An 18,356-nucleotide genomic window follows, 5' to 3' on the forward strand; every position below is an offset into this window, starting at 1 on the left:
CGACTTCAAGTCGCGAACTCTGCATAACGTTAATCGCCACGACTGCCGAAAGCGCCGCCGATCACCGTACTCCAGCGCCTTCTAGCAATGATGCCATCGCCCTGCCGGCTTTCGCGCCGTTGCGCACAGGCATTGCGGCCGACAGGGTGAAAAAAGCGTAAAATCGGGCTCAAAGCTGCGATTCGATCGGCAGGACGCCGATCACGCCGGCGGTCAGGCGGCGCAGGAAGCCGGCTTCCGGCTCCCGCCGCAACACTCTTTCCCTGTCGTCCTCGCTGTCATGCCAGCGAATCCTGCCTTCGTCGAGCGTCAGGCGGAAGCTGTTTGCCGGCCGCGTTTCCTCATCGAACAGCGTCTCGACCTTTTCGACCAGAGCCGGATTGGTGAATAGAACGCCCATTTCCGTGTTCAGCGACGCCGAGCGCGGATCGAAATTCATCGACCCGACGAAGCCCGTCTTCCCATCGACGGTGAAGGCCTTGGTATGCAGGCTCGCTCCCCGTGAACCGAACAGGGACATGCGTTGCGGATCGCCGAATTCGTGGATGGATTTCAGCTCGAACAGGATGGCGCCGCTCTTGAGCAGCGCCTTGCGGTAGTTGGCATAGGCGCCGTGCACGGCCGCGACATCGGTTGCCGCCAGCGAATTGGTGAGGACCGCGACATTGGCCCCAGCCTCGACCATCTTGGCGATCTCGGCGGTTCCGAGCGCGCCCGGAATGAAATAGGGAGAGATGATCCGCACGTCGCTGCGCGCCGAGGTCAGGACCGGCAGCAATTCCCGCATGATCCAGTTGTGACGCTTCTGCAGGAAGGCCTTTTCCGGGGGGTCCGAGATCAGGCGAACGTCGTCGGTCCAGTGAATCATGTCCTCGGGCGGAAAGAGGCCGCCGTCCTGCATCATCGTATCGACATGGGTGAGATAATGGCGGCCGCCCGGCGTCTGCGCGACGCGCTCGAGCTTCGCGCGCAGCGTCGGCAGATAATGCTTGCGCGGCGTGCGCAGCGATCCGATCGGCAGCACCACCTGGCTGTTCCAGTAGAGATCGAAGACGGAACCTGCCTCCTCTGCCGCGGGGCCCAGCATCCACACATCGAGATCACGAAAATTTGCCTGTTCGTCGGCGTCGAAATAGGCGTCGCCGATATTGCGTCCGCCGGCAATCACCAGGCGGCCATCGGCGATCCACTGCTTGTTGTGCATCCGCCGAGTGGCGCGGAAGGGACGCAGCATCATTTCAAGCCCGCGCTTGAAGCGGTCGGTGCGGGCGCGGCTCGGGTTGAACAGGCGGACCTCGATGTTCTCGTGGGCATCGAGCGCCAGGCACATGCGGTCGTGCAGGCCGGCATTGATATCGTCGAGAAGCAGCCGCACCCGCACGCCGCGATCGGCGGCGGCCAGCACTTCGCGGGTCAGAAGCCGCCCGGTCAGGTCGTTCTTCCAGTAGTAATATTGCAGGTCCAGGCTGCGCCCGGCCTTGCGCGCGGAAAGCGCCCGGAATGCAAAGGCAGCCATATTGTCGGAAATCAGCGACACGCCGTCGAGGCCGGCATGGGCGCCGAGAAGCGGTGCCGCCAGCCGGTCAAGCTCGGTCTGGCCGTCCTGCGGCCTGAGCGCGCTTCCGGCAGGCCCCTGCAGCCGCCGTCCGAAACGGCCATAGGCATAGACGGCGATCGCGGCGACGAGGCAGGATGCGAAGATTGCAAGGGTGACGAAAAAGGCACGCATGAACGACGACCTGTCCGTCAGGGTTGGATGGCGGAAACCGCTTGCCTCGCCGTGCCGCTATCGCCCAGCGCCGCCCGCAGGTCGATGAAGGCCTTAAGCGGCAGGTGATCCGATGCAACACGGGCAAGCGGCGTATTGTGAACCTCGACGGCCGTTACCAGATTGGCCGGGCTGCCCATGACCCTGTCCAGCGCCAGCAGCGGAAAGCGCGAGGGAAAGCTCGGTACCGCCGTGGTGGAATGGTCGAAAACCGGGCTGAGCAAGCTCAAGGCAGAGCGTCGCCCAACGCGCCATTCGTTGAGATCGCCGATCAAGAGCGTCGGCCGCTCCTCGGCTTCGCGGATCGCCGTCAGAATGGCCTCCGCCTGGCGCGCGCGCGAATGACGCAACAGGCCGAAATGGGCGGCGATGATCCGGAGCGGCCCGGCCTTCAGATCAAGATCGACCACCAGCGCACCACGCGGCTCGACGCCTGGCAGTTTCAACTGATGAACCTTGGCGACGGCGCCCTCGCGCAGCAGAAGCACATTGCCGTGCCAGCCATGGCCCTTGGAGGAAAAGGCCGCGATCGGCACCGATACGAGGTGGCAGTCTCGGTGTAGGCGCTCCAGGTCGAGCAGGCCGGCACGCTCGCCGAACCGCTGGTCGGCCTCCTGGAGCGCGATGATATCAGCGTCGATTTCGCCGATCACCTCGGCGATCCGACCGGGATCGAAGCGCTTGTCGGTGCCGACGCATTTATGGATATTATAGGAGGCGATGACGGTATCGCCCCGATCTCCGGCCGGGTCCCTGCCCGCAAGCGATACGCGCTTTCCGCGGATGGCGGCGAAAATGCCCGCTGACAGGCTGGTATGCGACGAAGCCATAGTCTCTCTCTGGTCATGCCGTTCTCTTCCCTATGAAATAGATGCGCCATGGCGCAAAGCAAGACGATTTCCAATGCGCAGCTGCTTTACCGCCTCTTTGGCATATTTTCCGGCAAGCTCGGTCCCTCGACGCAACCGGCGCTCTTGCCGGACCGGCGGCGCATACCCTAAAACCGAAGGCCGATCCTTCGCGCCCGACGAGACCATGAATGACAGCTTCCCCTCCCGCCTCCATCGATCCCTCGACCCGCCGCGTCAGCATCGACGTGCGCAATCCGGCATTCTACGCCGATCCTCTGGCCACCTATGCCCGCCTGCACGCCCAATGCCCGGCCTTCTTCTGGGAGGAGCAGCAAAAATGGTACTTTGCCGGCTACGACCAGGTGAACGGGCTTTTGCGCGACCGCCGATTCGGCCGGCAGATCCTGCATGTGGCCACCCGCGAGGAACTCGGCCTGCCGCAGCCCAAGCCACATCTTGAGGATTTCGACCGGATCGAGGCGCATTCCCTGCTCGAACTGGAGCCGCCGGCCCACACGCGGCTGCGTACCCTGGTCAACCGCGCCTTCGTCTCCCGCCAGATCGAACAGCTGAAACCGGAGATCGCGGCGCTTTGCCATTCCATCATCGACGGCTTCGAAGGGGACGGCGAAGTCGAGCTTCTGAAAACCTATGCGGAAATCATTCCGGTGACGGTGATCGCCCGCATGCTGGGCGTGCCGGTCGAGATGGCGCCGCAACTGCTCGACTGGTCGCACCGGATGGTGCGCATGTACATGTTCAATCCGACGCGCGAGACCGAACTCGATGCAAATCGGGCGGCGGTGGAGTTCGGCACCTGTCTCAAGGGCCTGATTGACGGGAAGCGCGCCCATCCAGCCGACGACCTGCTTACCCATATGATCGCCGCCGGCAAGGATGGCGAACATCTGTCGGATGACGAACTGGTCTCGACCGCCGTGCTCCTCCTCAACGCCGGTCATGAGGCGACCGTGCACCAGCTCGGCAATGCCGTGCGCATTCTGCTGGAGACCGCAACGCCGGCGGAAATCGCCTTTTCGGACGATCTGGCCGTTACGCGCACGGTCGAGGAATGCATGCGCTGCGCGGCACCGCTGCATGTCTTCCAGCGCTATGCCCTGACCGATGTCGAGCTTGAAGACGGCATCGTGCTGAAAAAGGGCGACATGATCGGACTTTTGCTGGCGGCGGCCAATATCGACCCGAAGAAATTCCCCGATCCCCTCGCCTTTCGCCCGGACCGCAACGACGGCACCCATCTTTCCTTCGGCGCGGGCCTGCATTTCTGCATCGGCGCGCCGCTGGCAAGGCTGGAGCTGAAACTGTCGCTGCCGATCCTGTTCGAACGTCTGCCGGGCCTGCGCCTCAAGAGCGAGCCGCAGGTCAAGGACAGCTATCATTTCCACGGCCTGGAGCGGCTGGACCTGGCGTGGTAGATCGCCGCTCCGTTCATTGTTCGGGGCGAACCGGGCTTACAGCCGGATGACATAGTCTTTGCGAGTCGTTTCAAGCACTTCCCAGGTTCCCTTGAAGCCGGGCCTGAGGATCATGCTGTCGCCTGCCTCAAGGCGGGTTTCGGTGCCGCCGTCTTCGGTGACGATCGAAATGCCGAAAAGAATATGGAAATATTCCCATTCGTCATAGGCGATGCGCCATTTCCCCGGCGTCGCCTCCCAGATGCCGGCATAGAGGCCGCCGGCCGCTTCCTCGAAATTCCAGGTGCGGAATTCCGGCGTGCCGGCAATCAGCCGGTCGGGCGCCGGAGCGCCGCGTTCCGGCTGAACGGAGGACGGATCGAATTTCAGCGCATTGCTCATGGATGCTCCAAAAATACCGACGATTCCGCCTTCTTTCCCTGGCGCATCACGCCTTGGCGAGCGATTGCTCGAGATCGGCGATGATATCGGCGACATCTTCGAGACCGACCGACAGGCGAACGACTTCCGGGCCAGCGCCGGCGGCCGTCTGCTGTTCGGGGCTCAACTGCCGATGGGTCGTCGATGCGGGATGGATGACCAGCGAGCGCGTGTCGCCGATATTGGCGAGATGCGAGAACATTTCCAGGCCTTCGACGAAACGCTTCCCGGCCTCGTAGCCGTCCTTCAGCCCGAAGGTGAAGACAGCGCCGGCGCCCTTCTGCGAATAGCGCTGCTGGAGGCTGTGGTTGGCATTGTCCGGCAGGCCGGCATAATTGACCCAGGCGACCTTGTCATGGGTGCTGAGCCAGGTGGCGACGGCAAGCGCGTTGTCGCAGTGGCGCTGCATGCGCAGCGGCAGGGTTTCGATGCCCGTCAGGAGAAGGAAGGCATTGAACGGCGAAATCGCCGGCCCGAAATCGCGAAGGCCGATCACCCGGCAGGCAATGGCAAAGGCAAAATTGCCGAAGGTCGCATGCAGCACCATGCCGGCATATTCCGGGCGCGGTTCGGACAGGACCGGATATTTGCCGGATTTCGACCAGTCGAACGTGCCGCCATCGACGATCACCCCGCCCATGGAATTGCCGTGGCCGCCCATGAACTTCGTCAGCGAGTGCACGACGATGTCGGCGCCATGCTCGATCGGCCGCACCAGATAGGGTGTCGCCATCGTATTGTCGACGATCAGCGGCAGGCCATGTTTCCTGGCAATTTCGGAGATCGCGGCGATATCGACGAAGGTGCCGCCGGGATTGGCAAGGCTTTCGACGAAGATCGCCTTGGTGCGTTCGTCGATCTGGGCTTCGAACGAGGCTATATCGGCCGTATCCACCCAGCGGACCTGCCAGTCGAAGGATTTGAAGGCATTGCCGAACTGATTGACGGAGCCGCCGTAAAGCTGCCTTGCCGCGAGAAAATTGTCGCCCGGGCTCATGATCGCGTGAAACACCAGCAATTGCGCCGAATGGCCGGACGCAACGGCAAGGGCGGCGGTCCCGCCTTCGAGTGCCGCCACGCGCTCTTCCAGCACCGCCTGCGTAGGGTTCATGATGCGGGTATAGATATTGCCGAAGGCCTGTAGGCCGAACAGCGAGGCGGCATGATCGGCATCGTTGAAGACGAAGCTCGTCGTCTGGTAGATCGGCGTTGCCCGGGCGCCGGTGGTCGGGTCGGGCTGGGCGCCGGCGTGAATGGCAAGCGTGTTGAACCCCGGATTGTTTTTCATGGACTTAGTCTCCCCTGGCCAGATCTGGCCGCACTATTTCAGAGGCGGCACCCGGCCGTCAAAGTGTGTTTTTGCCGGTTTTCCCCTCCGGCGGGCAGGATTTTCTTCTTGTGAAGAGAACGGAGGCCGGATCACCCGATCAGGCGCGGATATTCGATCGCCGGGCAGCGGTCCATCACCACTTTCAGCCCCTCTTCCTCCGCCTTTTTCGCCGCCTGATCGTCCCGGACTGCCAGTTGCGTCCAGATGAATTTCGGGCGCGTCTCGAGTGCGAGGATTTCATCGACCAGAGCCGGCACCGCCTCCGAGGCGCGGAATACATCGACCATATCGATGGGCTCGGGAATATCCGCAAGCCGCGCATAGACCGTCTGGCCGTGTATCTGCTTGCCGGCCTGCCCCGGATTGACCGGGAAAACCTTGTAGCCCTTGCGCAGCAGGAAGGCCATGACACGATGGCTCGGCCGCTCGGTATTGGGCGAGGCGCCGACAAGCGCAATGGTCTTCGTCGATCGCAGGATGTCGGTCAGATAGAAATCGGGATAGGCGTCATGATTCATGGTCGAATTCCGCGCTGCACAGTCACCGGATGATAATTGGGACAGCGTGGCGCACTGTCAACCGATTGAACACGGCCTCCCGTGCTATTCCGCGCTTCATGCCGGTTGCAGGCGGTTCAGTTGCAGCGGGTACGGCCGCGAATTCTGACCTAGTTGCAAAATCCCGTTGCTTTTCGGCGATCCCGGCCTCACAAATCGGTTGTTCCGCCCGCTCTCCTATCGCCTGAAGGTTTTCCCCTTGTCCCTCGACGTCATTGCGCTCGTTCTGTTCGGGGCGCTCCTGCATGCGACCTGGAATGCCCTGGTCAAGGCGGGATCGGAAAAGTCGCTCGACGCGGCGATGATCGCGCTCGGCGCCGCGGTCGTCGCCCTGCCTTTCCTGCCCTTCATGCCATTTCCGCATCCGGATGCCTGGCCGTTCGTTCTTTTGTCGGCGCTGTTCCAGTTCGCCTATTTCCAGCTTGTCGCGGCGGCCTACCGGGCCGGCGATATCGGGCTCGTCTATCCGCTGATGCGCGGCGTCGCCCCCTTGCTGGTGGCGGCCACCAGCGGCGCGATCATCGGAGAAACGCTAACGACCGGCGCGCTCGCGGGCGTGCTGACGATCTCAGTCGGCGTGCTGACCCTTGCGTTCGAAGCGCGCCGGGGCGGCAAACGTGCCATCCTGCTCGCGCTCGCCAATGCCGTCGTCATCGCCAGCTATACGTTTGTCGACGGGATCGGCGCGCGGCTGGCGCTCAATCCGATTTCCTATACGCTGTGGATGGCGCTCCTGCCGCCGGTTCTTCTGTTCGCCTGGGCCTTTTACAAGCGCGGCGTGGCGCCGGTGCTTTTTCATGTGCGCCATCAATGGTGGCGCGGACTGATCGGCGGCGGCGGCTCACTCGGCGCCTATGGGCTTGCTCTCTGGGCGATGACGAAGGCGCCGGTCGCCACGGTGGCGGCGCTGCGCGAAACATCCATCCTGTTTGCCATCGTCATTTCCATCGTCTTCCTCAAGGAGCGCGTCAGCCTCTTCCGCATCGCCGCCGCCTGCCTGATCGCGCTCGGCGCCCTGATGCTGAAGCTAGCTTAAATTATTTAAATCCAAAATCGCTCTTGAGGATAGAAAACGGTTCGTTAGCGGCTTGCTCATCGAATTGAACAGTCTGGCTGAGCTTTCCACGATCTTGTCGACTATCGCGTCCGTAAGTCGATATTTGAAGCAGCTTTCGTCCGTCATAATCTTGGATAAAAAACTTTGCATCGACTTCATCATGAAGTTGGAATCGCTGCATCTCGGCACGTTCGAGCTTGATAATTCGAGCCATTATTTTTTCCCCCTCCATTCCGGCAGGCGCTTGCCGAGAACCGCGCCGATCCCCTCTTTGGCGTCCGCCTTGAGCATATTGTCGACCATGACGCCGGCCGCGAAATCATAGGCTTCGACTGTCTCCATTTCCAGTTGGCGGTAAAAGGCCTGCTTACCGATCGCCAGCGCCTGCGGCGATTTCGAGGCGATGACGGCGGCATATTTATCGACCACCTGCTGCAGATATTGTTTCGGGACGATGCGGTTGACGAGGCCGAAATCCTTGGCGGTGGAGGCATCGATCGTCTCGCCGGTCAGCAGCATCTCCATCGCCTGCTTGCGATGGGCGGCGCGCGACACGGCGACCATCGGCGTCGAGCAGAACAGGCCGATATTGACGCCGGGCGTGCAGAAGGTGGAACTGTCGGTGCAGATCCCCAGGTCGCAACTGGCCACCAGCTGGCAACCGGCGGCCGTCGCCAGCCCGTCGATCTCGGCGATGACCGGCTGCGGCAGGCGGTTGATCCTCAGCATGAGATCGGCGCAGAGCCGGAAGGCTTTCTCGAAGAAGGCCCGCCCGCCGTCTTCATCAGTGCGGTGCGCCGTCAGTTCCTTCAGGTCATGGCCGGCGCAGAACAGCACCCCGGAGGCAGCCAGAACCACGACTCTTATCTCGTCGGATTGGGCGACGGCGTCGAGCTCGGCGATCAGCGCCTCCATCAGCGCGATCGAAAGCGCATTTGCCGGCGGATGGTTCAAGGTCAAGCGCACGACATTGCCCGAAACCTCGCGCCGCATGAGCCCGTCAGATGCCTGGCCGCGCAACGAAACCACTTCTGCCATGTCGTCTCTCTCCTCTGATTACCTGCGGATAGGGTGTTACGCCGCCATAACCCCCGTTTCAAGCATTGCCACCGCGTTCAGGCGTTTCCAACTTGCCCTTTTCCGATCGGGCACTGTAAACCGGACGGACCGACCCGGAGACGACAAGCCTTGCAACCGATCCTCACCATCCAGGACCTGAACCGTTTCCTCGAGACGGATTTTTCCGAAGTCCATCACGACGGCAAGGTTTTCGAAGTCATAGCCACCGGACCGGGCTATGCGACCATGCGGATCGAACCGGGCGAAAGGCATCTGCGCCCCGGCGGTACCATTTCCGGGCCGACGCTGTTCGCGCTCGCCGATATCACCGCCTATATCACGCTGCTTGCCCATATTGGCCCGGTGGCGCTGGCGGTGACCACCAATCTCAACATCAACTTCCTGCGGAAGCCGGTACTTGCGCCACTCGAATGTACCTGCCGCATCCTGAAACTCGGCAAGCGGCTGGCCGTGCTGGATGCAGCGATCTCGCAACCCGGCAGCGACGACCTGGTCGCTCACGCCACGGCGACCTATTCGATTCCGCCGAGATAATTTGTGGTATTAAAATACCTCACGTACAAGCTTTTGTTTTATAACGATAATTTTTAAAGCCGCCGAATCCAGTCGGCTTGACGTCATTTCACCGCTTGCGTATAAGCCGCAGCAGATCGCGGTCCTCTGGGCCGCTTTCCTTTTTGGCTTGCTTCAAGGCCTGCCAATTCAAGCAACAAGAAACGCCCGGCGGCAACGCATCGGGTCAAAACGAAAGAGTTTCATCATGTCAACCTTCGTTCAGAAGCCTGCAGAGGTGGAGAAGAAGTGGATCCTCATCGACGCCGAAGGCCTCGTTGTCGGTCGCGTCGCTTCCATCATCGCCAACATCCTGCGCGGCAAGCACAAGGCAACCTACACTCCTCACGTTGACGATGGCGACAATGTCATCGTGATCAACGCCGAGAAGGCTGTCCTCACCGGCAAGAAGTACACCGACAAGAAGTACTACTGGCACACCGGTTACCCGGGCGGCATCAAGGAGCGCACCGCGCGCCAGATCATCGAAGGCCGTTTTCCGGAGCGCGTCCTCGAAAAGGCTGTCGAGCGCATGGTTCCGCGCGGCCCGCTTGGCCGTCGCCAGATGAAGAATCTGCGCGTCTATGCCGGCACCAACCATCCCCATGAAGCACAGCAGCCGACCGTCCTCGACGTCGCCAAGCTGAATGCCAAGAACGTAAGGAGCGCCTAATCGTGGCTGATCTCTCTTCCCTGAAAGACCTCGGCACGGCCACCGAAGCAACCGCTTCTGCTCCGGTTCATGTCAAGAAAGTTGACGCCCAGGGCCGCTCCTATGCGACCGGCAAGCGCAAGAACGCCGTTGCCCGCGTCTGGGTCAAGCCGGGTTCCGGCAAGATCACCGTCAACGGCAAGGAATTTGCCGCCTATTTCGCCCGTCCGGTTCTGCAGATGATCCTGCGCCAGCCGATCTTCGCTGCTGCCCGCGACGGCCAGTTCGATATCGACGCGACGGTTGCAGGCGGCGGTCTTTCCGGCCAGGCCGGTGCCGTTCGTCACGGCATCTCCAAGGCCCTCACCTACTTCGAACCGGGCCTGCGCTCGGTCCTGAAGAAGGGTGGCTTCCTGACCCGCGACAGCCGCGTCGTCGAGCGTAAGAAGTACGGCAAGGCGAAGGCCCGCCGTTCGTTCCAGTTCTCGAAGCGTTGATCGTTTCAGAATTACCTATTTGGAAAAGGCGGGTTTTGTCCCGCCTTTTTCTTTGCCCGCTTGCCGGTCATCAAAGCGGCAGTTCCGTCGAGAATTTGAGTTCGCGCAGCACGAAGCTCGACACCACGGTGCGCACATGCGGGTTGCGCATGAGATGGCGGGTCATGAACGCCTCGTAGCTTTCCACATCGCTCGCCCTGATCTTCAGCATATAGTCGAAGGCGCCCGACAGGGCATAGCATTCCATGATCTCCGGTCGCTCCTCGACCACCGCCGCAAAGGAGGCGACCGCCTCCTCGTGGTGATCCTCCAGCGTCACATGGGCGATGACGCAGAGCCTGAGATCGAGCTTGCCGGGATCAAGCAGGGTCACGCGCCGGCGGATGGTACCATCCGCATCCAGTTCCTGCAGTTTCCGCCAGGCCGAACTTTGCGACATGCCGGCTTTCTCCGCCAGTTCCGCCAGTGACAGGCTCGCATCCGCCTGAATAAGCTTCAGCAATTCACGGTGCGGTTTCACAATTTCTTTCATGAACTCCACCAAATCCGGAAATCCCTTCCAGAACTATGCCGCGATCCGGCAGGAAAGAAAGGAAAATCCAGCTACCCGGACGCATAATTCCATCAGGCATGCCGGCTGTCCTGCCGGCCGCACGCAGAATGGGAGATATGCCAGATGACCAAGGAAAGCAGCTACACCGCCAAACTTCCCGGGCCGGACGGCCTCTATGCCTACACGCCCGAAGAGGACGCCATCTGGGGCGAGCTTTACCGGCGCCAGATGAAGCTCCTGGCCAACATGGCCTGCCGGGAATATCTGGATGGTGTCGAAACGCTTGGCCTGAAGCCCGACAGGGTTCCACAATTGCGCGATGTCGATCGCCGGCTCCACCAGACCACCGGTTTCGGTGTCGAGGGCGTACCCGCCCTTATTCCGCCGTCGCGCTTCTACGAGCTTCTGTCCCAGGGAAAATTTCCGCTGGCGACCTTCCTGCGCCGGCGCGAGCATATCGACTATATCGAGGAGCCCGACCTGTTCCACGAGGTGTTCGGCCATTGCCCGCTTCTGACCAATCAGAGCTACGCCAATTTCGTCCGCAAATTCGGCGAGGCTGCGGTTGGGCTCGGCAAGGGCTATTCTTGGCATCTCTTTCGCATCTTCTGGTTCACGGTCGAATTCGGCCTGATCAATACGCCGGAGGGCCGCCGCTGCTTCGGTGCCGGCATTGTTTCCTCGCCGAGCGAGGCGAAGGCCGCAATGGACGAAACAGCCTGCGAATTCCGCCCGTTCGATCTCCTCAACGTTCTGAGAACGCCCTACCGGATCGATATCGTCCAGCCGATCTACTATGTCATCGACAGCTTTGCCGAACTGGAGGCGATCGTCGAGCAGGATATCGGGGAGATGATCCTGAAGGCGAAGTCGCTGGGCGATTTCCCGCCGGCCTACGAAGCAAAGGCCTCATGACGAAAGCCTGATTTTCGTTGGCGCCAGCCAATCCTCTCTTGCCTTCGCGCGGCCGATTGTCCAACCTCCGCCCAGCAACGGACGAGAACGGACATGGCCAAGAAGAGCATAGACCACGCAATCACGGCGGCATCCCTGAAGAGTGCCGCCACCGACCCCACGCATGCCGGCATTCTTTCCTTTATGCGGCGCCGATATACCAAGAGCCTTGAAGGCGTGGATGCCGTCGTCTGGGGCATTCCGTTCGATGCGGCGACCTCCAATCGCCCCGGCGCGCGTTTCGGGCCGCAGGCGATCCGCCGGGCCTCGGCCATTTTCGACAATGATCCGCAATATCCCTTCGAACGCGACCTGTTCGAAGACATGGCGGTGATCGACTATGGCGATTGCCTGCTCGATTACGGCCATCACGGCGAAACACCGGCGACCATCGAATGCGAGGCGGCGAAGATTCTCGAAAGCGGCGCCTTCCTCCTATCGCTCGGCGGCGATCATTTCGTCACCCTGCCGCTGCTGCGCGCCCATGCGGCCGTTCATGGACCTCTCGCCCTCGTCCATTTCGATGCGCATCAGGATACCTGGGCGGATGCGGAAGGCCGCATCGACCACGGTTCCTTCGTCGGCCGCGCCGCCCGCGAAGGGCTGATCGATACGGCAAGCTCGATCCAGGTTGGCATCCGTACCCATGCGCCCGAGGATTGCGGCATCCGCATTCTCTACGGCTACGACATCGAGGAGATGAGCGCCGGCGAGATCGCTGATGTCATCCTCCATCATGTCGGCGATCGACCCGCCTATCTGACCTTCGACATAGACTGCCTCGACCCGGCCTATGCGCCAGGCACGGGCACCCCTGTCTCGGGCGGCCCGTCGAGCGCCAAGATCCTCTCGGTGATCCGCAAACTGGGAGCGCTCGTCCTCAAGGGGGCCGATGTGGTCGAGGTGGCGCCGGCTTACGACCATGCCGATGTCACCGCCATTGCGGCCTCAACCGTAGCCATGTATATGCTCGGCCTGCATGCCGAACAGCTGGCGGAACGGCGCGGATGACCACGCGGCCGCGCTTCGCAAACCGATTCAACTTCATGCCAGATTGAGTCCGCAATGGCGGCTAACCGATTGGCAGGACGGATAAAACCATGAAACCGAAAATCTTCATCGATGGCGAGCACGGCACCACCGGGCTGCAGATTCGCAGCCGCATGGCGGGTCGCGCCGACGTGGCACTCCTGTCCATCCCCGAGGCCGAGCGCCGCAACGCCGCCATGCGCGAAGACCTGTTGAACAGCGCCGATGTCGCCATTCTCTGCTTGCCCGACGATGCCTCGCGCGAAGCCGTCGCCATGCTCGAAGGCAACAACAAGGTGCGGATCATCGACACCTCCACGGCACACCGGATCGCGCCGGACTGGGCCTATGGCTTTGCCGAAATGGACAAGGCGCAGCCCGCGAAAATCCGCGATGCGCGCCTCGTCGCCAATCCCGGCTGCTATCCCACAGGCGCCATCGGCCTCATCCGGCCGCTGCGCCAGGCCGGCATCCTGCCGGAAGACTATCCGGTCACGGTCAACGCGGTCTCCGGCTATACCGGCGGTGGCAAGCAGATGATCGCGCAGATGGAAGACCCGGAAAACCCTGATCCCATCAGTTCGCCGAACTTTCTCTATGGCCTGACGCTGAAGCACAAGCATGTGCCGGAAATGCAGGTCCACGGGCTGCTTGATCGCGCACCGATCTTTTCACCGTCGGTCGGCCGTTTTCCGCAGGGCATGATCGTGCAGGTGCCGCTGTTCCTCGATCGGCTTGCAGGGGATGCCACGCTTCAGACCGTCCATGCCGCCCTTGTCGCCCACTACGCAGGACAATCCGTCGTCGAGGTCGTTCCGCTGGAGGACAGCGCGAAGATGAGTCGGATCGACGCGGTCGAACTGGCGGGCAAGGACGGCATGAAGCTCTACGTCTTCGGTTCGCCCGGCGGCGAACAGGTCAATCTCGTCGCCCTGCTCGACAATCTCGGCAAGGGCGCGTCCGGCGCCGCTGTCCAGAACATGGACCTGATGCTGTCCGCCTGAGGCGGATCGCTTGCGGGGAAAGCGGCGTGGTCCGATGACCGCACGTGCGAATATGGCAAGGACCTGACATGGGTGATACCGGTTTCCTCGCGACCCTCGTGGCCAGGGTCGTGGCCGCCCTGCCCGATCACGGACTTTACCTGCTCCTGGTCTTTTCCTTCCTGGCCGGACTGGCGCGCGGCTTTTCCGGGTTCGGTGCCGCGCTCATCCTCGTGCCCGTCGGCGGCGCGATCGTCGGGCCTAAGATCATTTCGCCGGCGCTCCTCGTCATCGACATGATGGCGAGCCTCGGCATGCTGCGGCCGGCATGGCGGATGGCCAACCGGCGCGAAGTGTTCAGCATGGCCTGTGGCGCTCTGATCGGCGTGCCGCTCGGCACTGCGGCGCTGGCATTGGCAGATCCGCTTGTCCTGCGCTGGGCGATCACGGCCGCCGCAGCCGCACTTCTGGTTCTACTTGCCTCGGGCTGGCGCTATCACGGCCGGCCGTCCTTCCGGCTAACGGCGATGGTCGGCGGCGTCGCCGGCATTTTCAGCGGCGCGGCCCAGCTTGGCGGCCCGCCGGTCGTCGCCTATTGGCTGAGCGGCCTTTCCCAGGCGACGGTGGTGCGTGCCAACCTTGTTCTCTATTTTGCGATCTCATCGCTCCTGAGCGCCATCACCTATACGATCGGCGGTCTGTTCGTCGAAGAGGTGTTTTCCCTGACGTTGGTTATCCTGCCGCTTTATGCCTGCGGTCTCTTCATCGGCGCGCGCCTGTTCGGGTTGGCAAAGCCTTCTACTTTTCGGGCGATCTGCTTTGCTCTGATCGGCCTGTCCGCCCTTCTCGGCATGCCCGCCTTCGACACCCTGCTGCGCTGATCAGCGCCGCTCTTCGATCGCCACCGGCAGCGGATATTCGCCGACGAAGGCGCGCCAATGGGCAACGGCAAAGCCGAGCACGATCAGCGCCCCGCCCTGATGTGCCACGCCCCAGCCGACCGGCACCTGCAGGATCAGCGTCGCAATGCCGATCGCCGCCTGAGTGGCCACGAGCACGAAAAGCAGGACCGAGCGACGTGCATGGGTCGTATCCGGCGCGCGGCGCAGCGAGGCGATCATGTGCATCAAGACGAAGGCGAACAGCACATAGGCGCCGATGCGGTGGACGAACTGCACCGTCTTCGGATTTTCGAAAAGATTGATCCAGGCCGGCTGCTGGACGAACAGGCCGCCCGGCACCACCGCCCCGTCCATCAGCGGCCAGGTATTGTAGCTCAGGCCGGCATCGAGACCGGCCACCAGCGCCCCGAGATAGATCTGGAACAGCGCCATGCAGGCGATGATGGCGGCCATCTTCCGTGAGCTTTTCGTCGGCGCCGGATCGCTCGCATGCGGCGAAAGCCCGCGTCCGATCCACAAACAGGAGACGAAGATCAGACAGGCGGTGACCAGATGGGTGGCAAGGCGATACTGGCTGACATCGGTGCGCTCGGCCAAACCCGAGGACACCATCCACCAGCCGATGAAGCCCTGGAAGCCGCCGAGCGCCAATATGCCGAGAAGCGGCAATTTCAGGCGCGGTTCGATCTTTCCGCGCATCCAGAAGAAGGCGAGCGGCAGGGCGAAGACCAGGCCGATCGAGCGGGCCAGAAGACGGTGCGCCCATTCCCACCAGAAGATCGTCTTGAAGCCCTCCACGGTCATGTCGCGGTTGATATGCTCATATTGAGGGATCTGCTGGTAGCGCTGGAACTCTTCCTGCCATTCGGCATCGGAGAGCGGCGGCACCACGCCGTGAATGGGCTTCCACTGGGTGATCGAAAGGCCGGAATCGGTCAGCCGCGTCGCGCCGCCGACCAGCACCAGCGCGAACAGGACGAGAACCACGATGCCGAGCCAAATCCTGACCTGCCGCCGATCGCGGCCGATCCTGTCGATCTCCAGCAAAAGCCGTTCTTCCGTCGCCAAAGCCGCGCTTGCCATGAAAGTCTCCTTAAAAGACATGGCCCTTGCCCGTTCGGGGCGATTGTCGGAGGGGCCATGCTCAAAGGGTGTTGATTTGCACCAGACCGGCATGCAAAACAAGACCTGAGCCTTTGCGGCATGCCGTCGCGGCCCTCCGTCGCAGCCCTCCCGTCGCAGCCATGGCCCAGAGCCTTCGCCACGCGGCGCCATGCCAACCGGAAAGACCGAAATGCCCGTACGCCTTCGAAAACTGATCGGCACCGTCCTGATCATCATGCTTGTCGTCATTTATGCGCTGGTGGCCACCACATTCGCGTCGCTTCTGCTGGGTGCCTCGCCCTGGTGGGTTCACCTCGCCTATTTCTTCTTCACCGGCCTTCTGTGGATCCTGCCCGCCATGCTGTTGATCAAATGGATGGAAAAGCCGCAAAAGCCGCGCTGAACCGGAGGACGCCGCATGAAAACCGCCGTCATCGCCGATATCCATGGCAACGATCTCGCACTGGAAGCCGTGCTTGCCGATATCGCCGCACAGGGCATTTCCGACGTGATCAATCTCGGCGACCATCTGAGCGGCCCGCTCAATGCTGCCCGTACCGCCGACCTTCTGATGGCGCGCGATTTTCCCTCCATCCGCGGCAATCACGATCGCTGGCTGGTTTCGCTCGCTCCGGCCGAATTGGGGCGTTCCGACCGCGCCGCCCATGATGAGTTGCAGCCCCTTCACCTCGACTGGTTGCGCAGCCTGCCCGCCACCCTCGTCCACCGCGACGAGATCTTCCTCTGCCACGGCACGCCCGCCAGCGATGTCCAATACTGGCTGGAGGATGTGACGCCGGAGGGCGTGGTGCGCCTGAGCGATCGCCAGCGGATCGAGGCGGGAGCGGCAGGCACGGACTTCCCGGTCATTCTCTGCGGCCATACCCATGTGTCGCGGGCGATCCGCCTTGCCGATGGCCGCCTGGTTGTCAATCCGGGCAGCGTCGGCTGCCAGGGCTACCGCAATGACACGCCCGTCCCCCACAAAGTCGAAACCGGCTCGCCGGATGCGTCCTATGCGATCCTCTCCGAGAAGAACGGTCAATGGGACGTCGCCTTCCGCCGGGTGCCCTATGATCATGCGGCCATGGTGTGCCTTGCCCTTGCACGCGGCAGACAAGACTGGGCGAGTGTGCTTGCCACCGGATGGCTCGACGGTGAAAGCTGAGGCCGCGTAACGCTCCCACCAAGAGCTGGCGCCAGCCCTTATCCATTCGGTAACCCTATCCGCCAAATTTGCCAGACAGGGCCAGCCATAGACTCATTTTAAATGATGACGGGAGCATGCTTGCGCCAATGCCTGGATCATCCAGCATCCGAAACAGCAAGCAGCCATGACTGACGTGGATCTCAATATGGTGCCGGTGAACGGGGCTCGCCGCCGTGGCTGGCGTGTGCGCCGCGAAACCGTGCGGGATGTTGCCCCTGCCCAGGATTTGAAGCTCAGCGTCCATGTCAGCCTGCAGGCGCTGGAAGCAGATTGGCGTGCGCTCGAGGCTTCGTCGGCAACGTCGCTGCATCAGGGCTTCGACTGGTGCGCCGCCTGGGCACGGACCCATGACACGCAATTGCTCCTGGTGCGCGGCAGCATCAGCCGGAAAACTGTCTTCATCCTGCCGCTGGAACTGGTGAGGGGCTGGTTCTTCCGCACGGCCCGGTTCATCGGCTCGCCGCACAGCAATTTCAACACCGGGCTTTTCGCCGAGGACCTTGATCCACAGACAGCTGAACAACTGTCCGATCTGGTGCTCGGCGCGCTTTCGGCCAAGCTGTCGCGCGTCGCCGATATCGTCACGCTGGAAAAGATGCCACTTGAATGGCGTGGCAGGCGACATCCGCTCGCCGGTCTGCCGGCGGTGCGCAACCCGAACTCCTCCTTCCAGCTCCCGCTTCTCGGCAATTTCGAGGAGACGTTGTCGCAGCTCAACGCAAAGCGCCGGCGCAAGAAGTTCCGGGTTTCCGAACGGCGCCTCGAAGCCGTCGGGGGCTATGAGCACATTGTCGCCACAACGCCGCAGGAACGGCGGCAATTGCTCGACCTGTTCTTCGAGCAGAAGAAAATCCGCTTCCGGGCGCTCGGCCTGCCGAATGTCTTCCAGGCCCAGGAAACGCAGGATTTCTTCCATGCGCTCGCCGTCCTCGAAGCCACGAGCGACGCGCATCCGCTCGATCTTCAGGCAATTCGGTTGTGCGGCGAACACCAGGGCCGGATTGTTGCCATTGCTGGCCTGTCCCGAAAGGGCGACCACGTCATCTGCCAGTTCGGATCGATCGATGAGGACATTGCCGCCGACAGCAGTCCCGGCGAGCTTCTGTTCTACCTCGCCATCCGCAAGTATAACGAAGAGGGCGTGGCGCTGTTCGATTTCGGCATCGGCGATCAGGGCTACAAACGCTCCTGGTGCACCGTCGAGACCATCCAGCGCGATATCATCCTCCCGCTGACCCTGCGCGGCAGGCTGGCGGCGGGCGCGCATCGAATGGCGGTGCGAATGAAGGCAGCCATCAAGCAGGACAAGCGCGTCTATGCCTTCGTGCAACGATGGCGCCAGCGCCGGCAGGTGCCGACGGCTTCGCCCACCGAGGAAACCGATCGCGACTGACGATCGCGCTTGCCGATCGCGGCTGGCG

At 62.2% G+C, this 18,356-nt stretch carries 22 protein-coding genes; 12 read left to right on the forward strand and 10 right to left on the reverse strand.

Annotation, left to right across the window (positions count from 1 at the left end; genetic code table 11):
- Window positions 1-169 precede the first annotated feature (169 nt).
- Together ASD31_RS08460 and ASD31_RS08465 are read right to left on the reverse strand one after the other, a co-directional pair.
- Window positions 170-1,729 (reverse strand): phospholipase D family protein, encoded by a 1,560-nt coding sequence (locus ASD31_RS08460; protein ID WP_056331851.1) that lies wholly within the window; start codon window positions 1,727-1,729, stop codon window positions 170-172.
- A gap of 17 nt (window positions 1,730-1,746) precedes the next feature.
- Window positions 1,747-2,598: an endonuclease/exonuclease/phosphatase family protein gene (locus tag ASD31_RS08465; RefSeq protein WP_056331853.1), complete on the reverse strand. Its 852-nt coding sequence runs from the start codon at window positions 2,596-2,598 to the stop codon at window positions 1,747-1,749.
- A gap of 209 nt (window positions 2,599-2,807) precedes the next feature.
- Between ASD31_RS08465 and ASD31_RS08470 the strand changes: the two genes are divergently transcribed.
- A complete protein-coding gene (locus tag ASD31_RS08470) occupies window positions 2,808-4,055 on the forward strand; it encodes a cytochrome P450 (RefSeq protein WP_056331854.1) in 1,248 nt (415 codons plus the stop codon).
- Window positions 4,056-4,091: 36 nt separating this feature from the next.
- Here the strand turns inward: ASD31_RS08470 and ASD31_RS08475 are convergent, their stop codons facing one another.
- The 3 genes from ASD31_RS08475 to ASD31_RS08485 form a co-directional block, all read right to left on the reverse strand.
- Window positions 4,092-4,436 carry a cupin domain-containing protein gene (locus ASD31_RS08475; protein ID WP_056331856.1) on the reverse strand — a complete coding sequence of 115 codons (345 nt, stop codon included), beginning with the start codon at window positions 4,434-4,436 and terminating at the stop codon, window positions 4,092-4,094.
- A 46-nt stretch (window positions 4,437-4,482) separates the two neighbouring features.
- Window positions 4,483-5,763 carry an O-acetylhomoserine aminocarboxypropyltransferase gene (locus tag ASD31_RS08480; RefSeq protein ID WP_056331859.1) on the reverse strand — a complete coding sequence of 427 codons (1,281 nt, stop codon included), beginning with the start codon at window positions 5,761-5,763 and terminating at the stop codon, window positions 4,483-4,485.
- 131 nt (window positions 5,764-5,894) lie between these two features.
- On the reverse strand, window positions 5,895-6,323 hold the full coding sequence (locus tag ASD31_RS08485) for a CoA-binding protein (RefSeq protein ID WP_056331861.1): 429 nt from the start codon (window positions 6,321-6,323) through the stop codon (window positions 5,895-5,897).
- A 238-nt stretch (window positions 6,324-6,561) separates the two neighbouring features.
- Here ASD31_RS08485 and ASD31_RS08490 point away from each other — a divergent pair, with 238 nt between their 5' ends.
- Complete coding sequence (locus tag ASD31_RS08490; RefSeq protein WP_056333104.1) at window positions 6,562-7,398, forward strand: EamA family transporter; 837 nt, start codon at window positions 6,562-6,564, stop codon at window positions 7,396-7,398.
- Between the two features lies 1 nt (window position 7,399).
- Here the strand turns inward: ASD31_RS08490 and ASD31_RS08495 are convergent, their stop codons facing one another.
- Both ASD31_RS08495 and ASD31_RS08500 read right to left on the reverse strand, forming a co-directional pair.
- Window positions 7,400-7,633, reverse strand: coding sequence for a hypothetical protein (locus tag ASD31_RS08495; RefSeq protein WP_056331863.1), 234 nt, complete (start codon window positions 7,631-7,633; stop codon window positions 7,400-7,402).
- Entirely contained in the window at window positions 7,633-8,457 is an 825-nt protein-coding gene (locus ASD31_RS08500; RefSeq protein ID WP_056331865.1) for an enoyl-CoA hydratase, read from the reverse strand. Before ASD31_RS08500 ends, ASD31_RS08495 begins: the two co-directional genes overlap by 1 nt.
- Before the next feature lie 150 nt (window positions 8,458-8,607).
- On the opposite strand from ASD31_RS08500, the gene ASD31_RS08505 reads away from it, so the two are divergent.
- The 3 genes from ASD31_RS08505 to rpsI all read left to right on the forward strand — a co-directional run bounded on the left by ASD31_RS08505 (window position 8,608) and on the right by rpsI (window position 10,200).
- Window positions 8,608-9,033: a PaaI family thioesterase gene (locus ASD31_RS08505; protein ID WP_056331867.1), complete on the forward strand. Its 426-nt coding sequence runs from the start codon at window positions 8,608-8,610 to the stop codon at window positions 9,031-9,033.
- A 226-nt stretch (window positions 9,034-9,259) separates the two neighbouring features.
- A complete protein-coding gene (gene rplM, locus ASD31_RS08510) occupies window positions 9,260-9,724 on the forward strand; it encodes a 50S ribosomal protein L13 (protein WP_056331868.1) in 465 nt (154 codons plus the stop codon).
- Window positions 9,725-9,726: 2 nt separating this feature from the next.
- Window positions 9,727-10,200, forward strand: a complete 474-nt coding sequence (gene rpsI / locus ASD31_RS08515; RefSeq protein WP_056331870.1) for a 30S ribosomal protein S9 — start codon at window positions 9,727-9,729, stop codon at window positions 10,198-10,200.
- Between the two features lie 70 nt (window positions 10,201-10,270).
- On the opposite strand, the gene ASD31_RS08520 is transcribed toward rpsI, so the two are convergent.
- Both ASD31_RS08520 and ASD31_RS26905 read right to left on the reverse strand, forming a co-directional pair.
- A complete protein-coding gene (locus tag ASD31_RS08520) occupies window positions 10,271-10,732 on the reverse strand; it encodes an Lrp/AsnC family transcriptional regulator (protein ID WP_056331872.1) in 462 nt (153 codons plus the stop codon).
- Window positions 10,704-10,832 carry a hypothetical protein gene (locus ASD31_RS26905; RefSeq protein ID WP_274534257.1) on the reverse strand — a complete coding sequence of 43 codons (129 nt, stop codon included), beginning with the start codon at window positions 10,830-10,832 and terminating at the stop codon, window positions 10,704-10,706. The genes ASD31_RS08520 and ASD31_RS26905 overlap by 29 nt, the downstream gene beginning before the upstream one ends.
- A 44-nt stretch (window positions 10,833-10,876) precedes the next feature.
- Between ASD31_RS26905 and ASD31_RS08525 the strand changes: the two genes are divergently transcribed.
- From ASD31_RS08525 to ASD31_RS08540, 4 genes are all read left to right on the forward strand, one after another.
- Window positions 10,877-11,668, forward strand: coding sequence for a phenylalanine 4-monooxygenase (locus ASD31_RS08525; RefSeq protein WP_056331874.1), 792 nt, complete (start codon window positions 10,877-10,879; stop codon window positions 11,666-11,668).
- 93 nt (window positions 11,669-11,761) lie between these two features.
- Window positions 11,762-12,718, forward strand: coding sequence for an agmatinase (gene speB, locus ASD31_RS08530; protein ID WP_056331875.1), 957 nt, complete (start codon window positions 11,762-11,764; stop codon window positions 12,716-12,718).
- 89 nt (window positions 12,719-12,807) lie between these two features.
- A complete protein-coding gene (argC, locus tag ASD31_RS08535; RefSeq protein ID WP_056331877.1) occupies window positions 12,808-13,740 on the forward strand; it encodes an N-acetyl-gamma-glutamyl-phosphate reductase in 933 nt (310 codons plus the stop codon).
- Window positions 13,741-13,808: 68 nt separating this feature from the next.
- Window positions 13,809-14,600, forward strand: a complete 792-nt coding sequence (locus ASD31_RS08540; RefSeq protein WP_056331879.1) for a sulfite exporter TauE/SafE family protein — start codon at window positions 13,809-13,811, stop codon at window positions 14,598-14,600.
- Here the strand turns inward: ASD31_RS08540 and ASD31_RS08545 are convergent, their stop codons facing one another.
- Window positions 14,601-15,704 carry a COX15/CtaA family protein gene (locus tag ASD31_RS08545; RefSeq protein WP_056331881.1) on the reverse strand — a complete coding sequence of 368 codons (1,104 nt, stop codon included), beginning with the start codon at window positions 15,702-15,704 and terminating at the stop codon, window positions 14,601-14,603. It lies immediately after the preceding gene.
- A 211-nt stretch (window positions 15,705-15,915) separates the two neighbouring features.
- Here ASD31_RS08545 and ASD31_RS08550 point away from each other — a divergent pair, with 211 nt between their 5' ends.
- From ASD31_RS08550 to ASD31_RS08560, 3 genes are all read left to right on the forward strand, one after another.
- Entirely contained in the window at window positions 15,916-16,128 is a 213-nt protein-coding gene (locus ASD31_RS08550) for a DUF2842 domain-containing protein (protein WP_056331882.1), read from the forward strand.
- Window positions 16,129-16,143: 15 nt separating this feature from the next.
- Entirely contained in the window at window positions 16,144-16,893 is a 750-nt protein-coding gene (locus ASD31_RS08555) for a metallophosphoesterase family protein (protein WP_056331884.1), read from the forward strand.
- A 166-nt stretch (window positions 16,894-17,059) separates the two neighbouring features.
- Complete coding sequence (locus ASD31_RS08560) at window positions 17,060-18,328, forward strand: GNAT family N-acetyltransferase (RefSeq protein WP_082520486.1); 1,269 nt, start codon at window positions 17,060-17,062, stop codon at window positions 18,326-18,328.
- The last annotated feature ends 28 nt before the right edge of the window (window positions 18,329-18,356 follow it).

Source organism: Rhizobium sp. Root482 (assembly GCF_001426565.1).
Lineage (GTDB): Bacteria > Pseudomonadota > Alphaproteobacteria > Rhizobiales > Rhizobiaceae > Pararhizobium.

Excerpts from the sequence above, each read along its gene's own strand:
- ASD31_RS08460 (WP_056331851.1), bottom strand. The coding sequence starts at position 1,729 with ATGCGTGCCTTTTTCGTCACCCTTGCAATCTTCGCATCCTGCCTCGTC.
- ASD31_RS08555 (WP_056331884.1), top strand. The coding sequence starts at position 16,144 with ATGAAAACCGCCGTCATCGCCGATATCCATGGCAACGATCTCGCACTG.
- ASD31_RS08465 (WP_056331853.1), bottom strand. The coding sequence starts at position 2,598 with ATGGCTTCGTCGCATACCAGCCTGTCAGCGGGCATTTTCGCCGCCATC.
- ASD31_RS08500 (WP_056331865.1), bottom strand. The coding sequence starts at position 8,457 with ATGGCAGAAGTGGTTTCGTTGCGCGGCCAGGCATCTGACGGGCTCATG.
- ASD31_RS08520 (WP_056331872.1), bottom strand. The coding sequence starts at position 10,732 with ATGAAAGAAATTGTGAAACCGCACCGTGAATTGCTGAAGCTTATTCAG.
- argC (WP_056331877.1), top strand. The coding sequence starts at position 12,808 with ATGAAACCGAAAATCTTCATCGATGGCGAGCACGGCACCACCGGGCTG.
- ASD31_RS08495 (WP_056331863.1), bottom strand. The coding sequence starts at position 7,633 with ATGGCTCGAATTATCAAGCTCGAACGTGCCGAGATGCAGCGATTCCAA.
- ASD31_RS08470 (WP_056331854.1), top strand. The coding sequence starts at position 2,808 with ATGACAGCTTCCCCTCCCGCCTCCATCGATCCCTCGACCCGCCGCGTC.
- ASD31_RS08480 (WP_056331859.1), bottom strand. The coding sequence starts at position 5,763 with ATGAAAAACAATCCGGGGTTCAACACGCTTGCCATTCACGCCGGCGCC.
- ASD31_RS26905 (WP_274534257.1), bottom strand. The coding sequence starts at position 10,832 with ATGCCTGATGGAATTATGCGTCCGGGTAGCTGGATTTTCCTTTCTTTC.
- ASD31_RS08525 (WP_056331874.1), top strand. The coding sequence starts at position 10,877 with ATGACCAAGGAAAGCAGCTACACCGCCAAACTTCCCGGGCCGGACGGC.
- ASD31_RS08475 (WP_056331856.1), bottom strand. The coding sequence starts at position 4,436 with ATGAGCAATGCGCTGAAATTCGATCCGTCCTCCGTTCAGCCGGAACGC.
- ASD31_RS08560 (WP_082520486.1), top strand. The coding sequence starts at position 17,060 with ATGACTGACGTGGATCTCAATATGGTGCCGGTGAACGGGGCTCGCCGC.
- speB (WP_056331875.1), top strand. The coding sequence starts at position 11,762 with ATGGCCAAGAAGAGCATAGACCACGCAATCACGGCGGCATCCCTGAAG.
- rplM (WP_056331868.1), top strand. The coding sequence starts at position 9,260 with ATGTCAACCTTCGTTCAGAAGCCTGCAGAGGTGGAGAAGAAGTGGATC.
- ASD31_RS08545 (WP_056331881.1), bottom strand. The coding sequence starts at position 15,704 with ATGGCAAGCGCGGCTTTGGCGACGGAAGAACGGCTTTTGCTGGAGATC.
- ASD31_RS08550 (WP_056331882.1), top strand. The coding sequence starts at position 15,916 with ATGCCCGTACGCCTTCGAAAACTGATCGGCACCGTCCTGATCATCATG.
- ASD31_RS08540 (WP_056331879.1), top strand. The coding sequence starts at position 13,809 with ATGGGTGATACCGGTTTCCTCGCGACCCTCGTGGCCAGGGTCGTGGCC.
- ASD31_RS08485 (WP_056331861.1), bottom strand. The coding sequence starts at position 6,323 with ATGAATCATGACGCCTATCCCGATTTCTATCTGACCGACATCCTGCGA.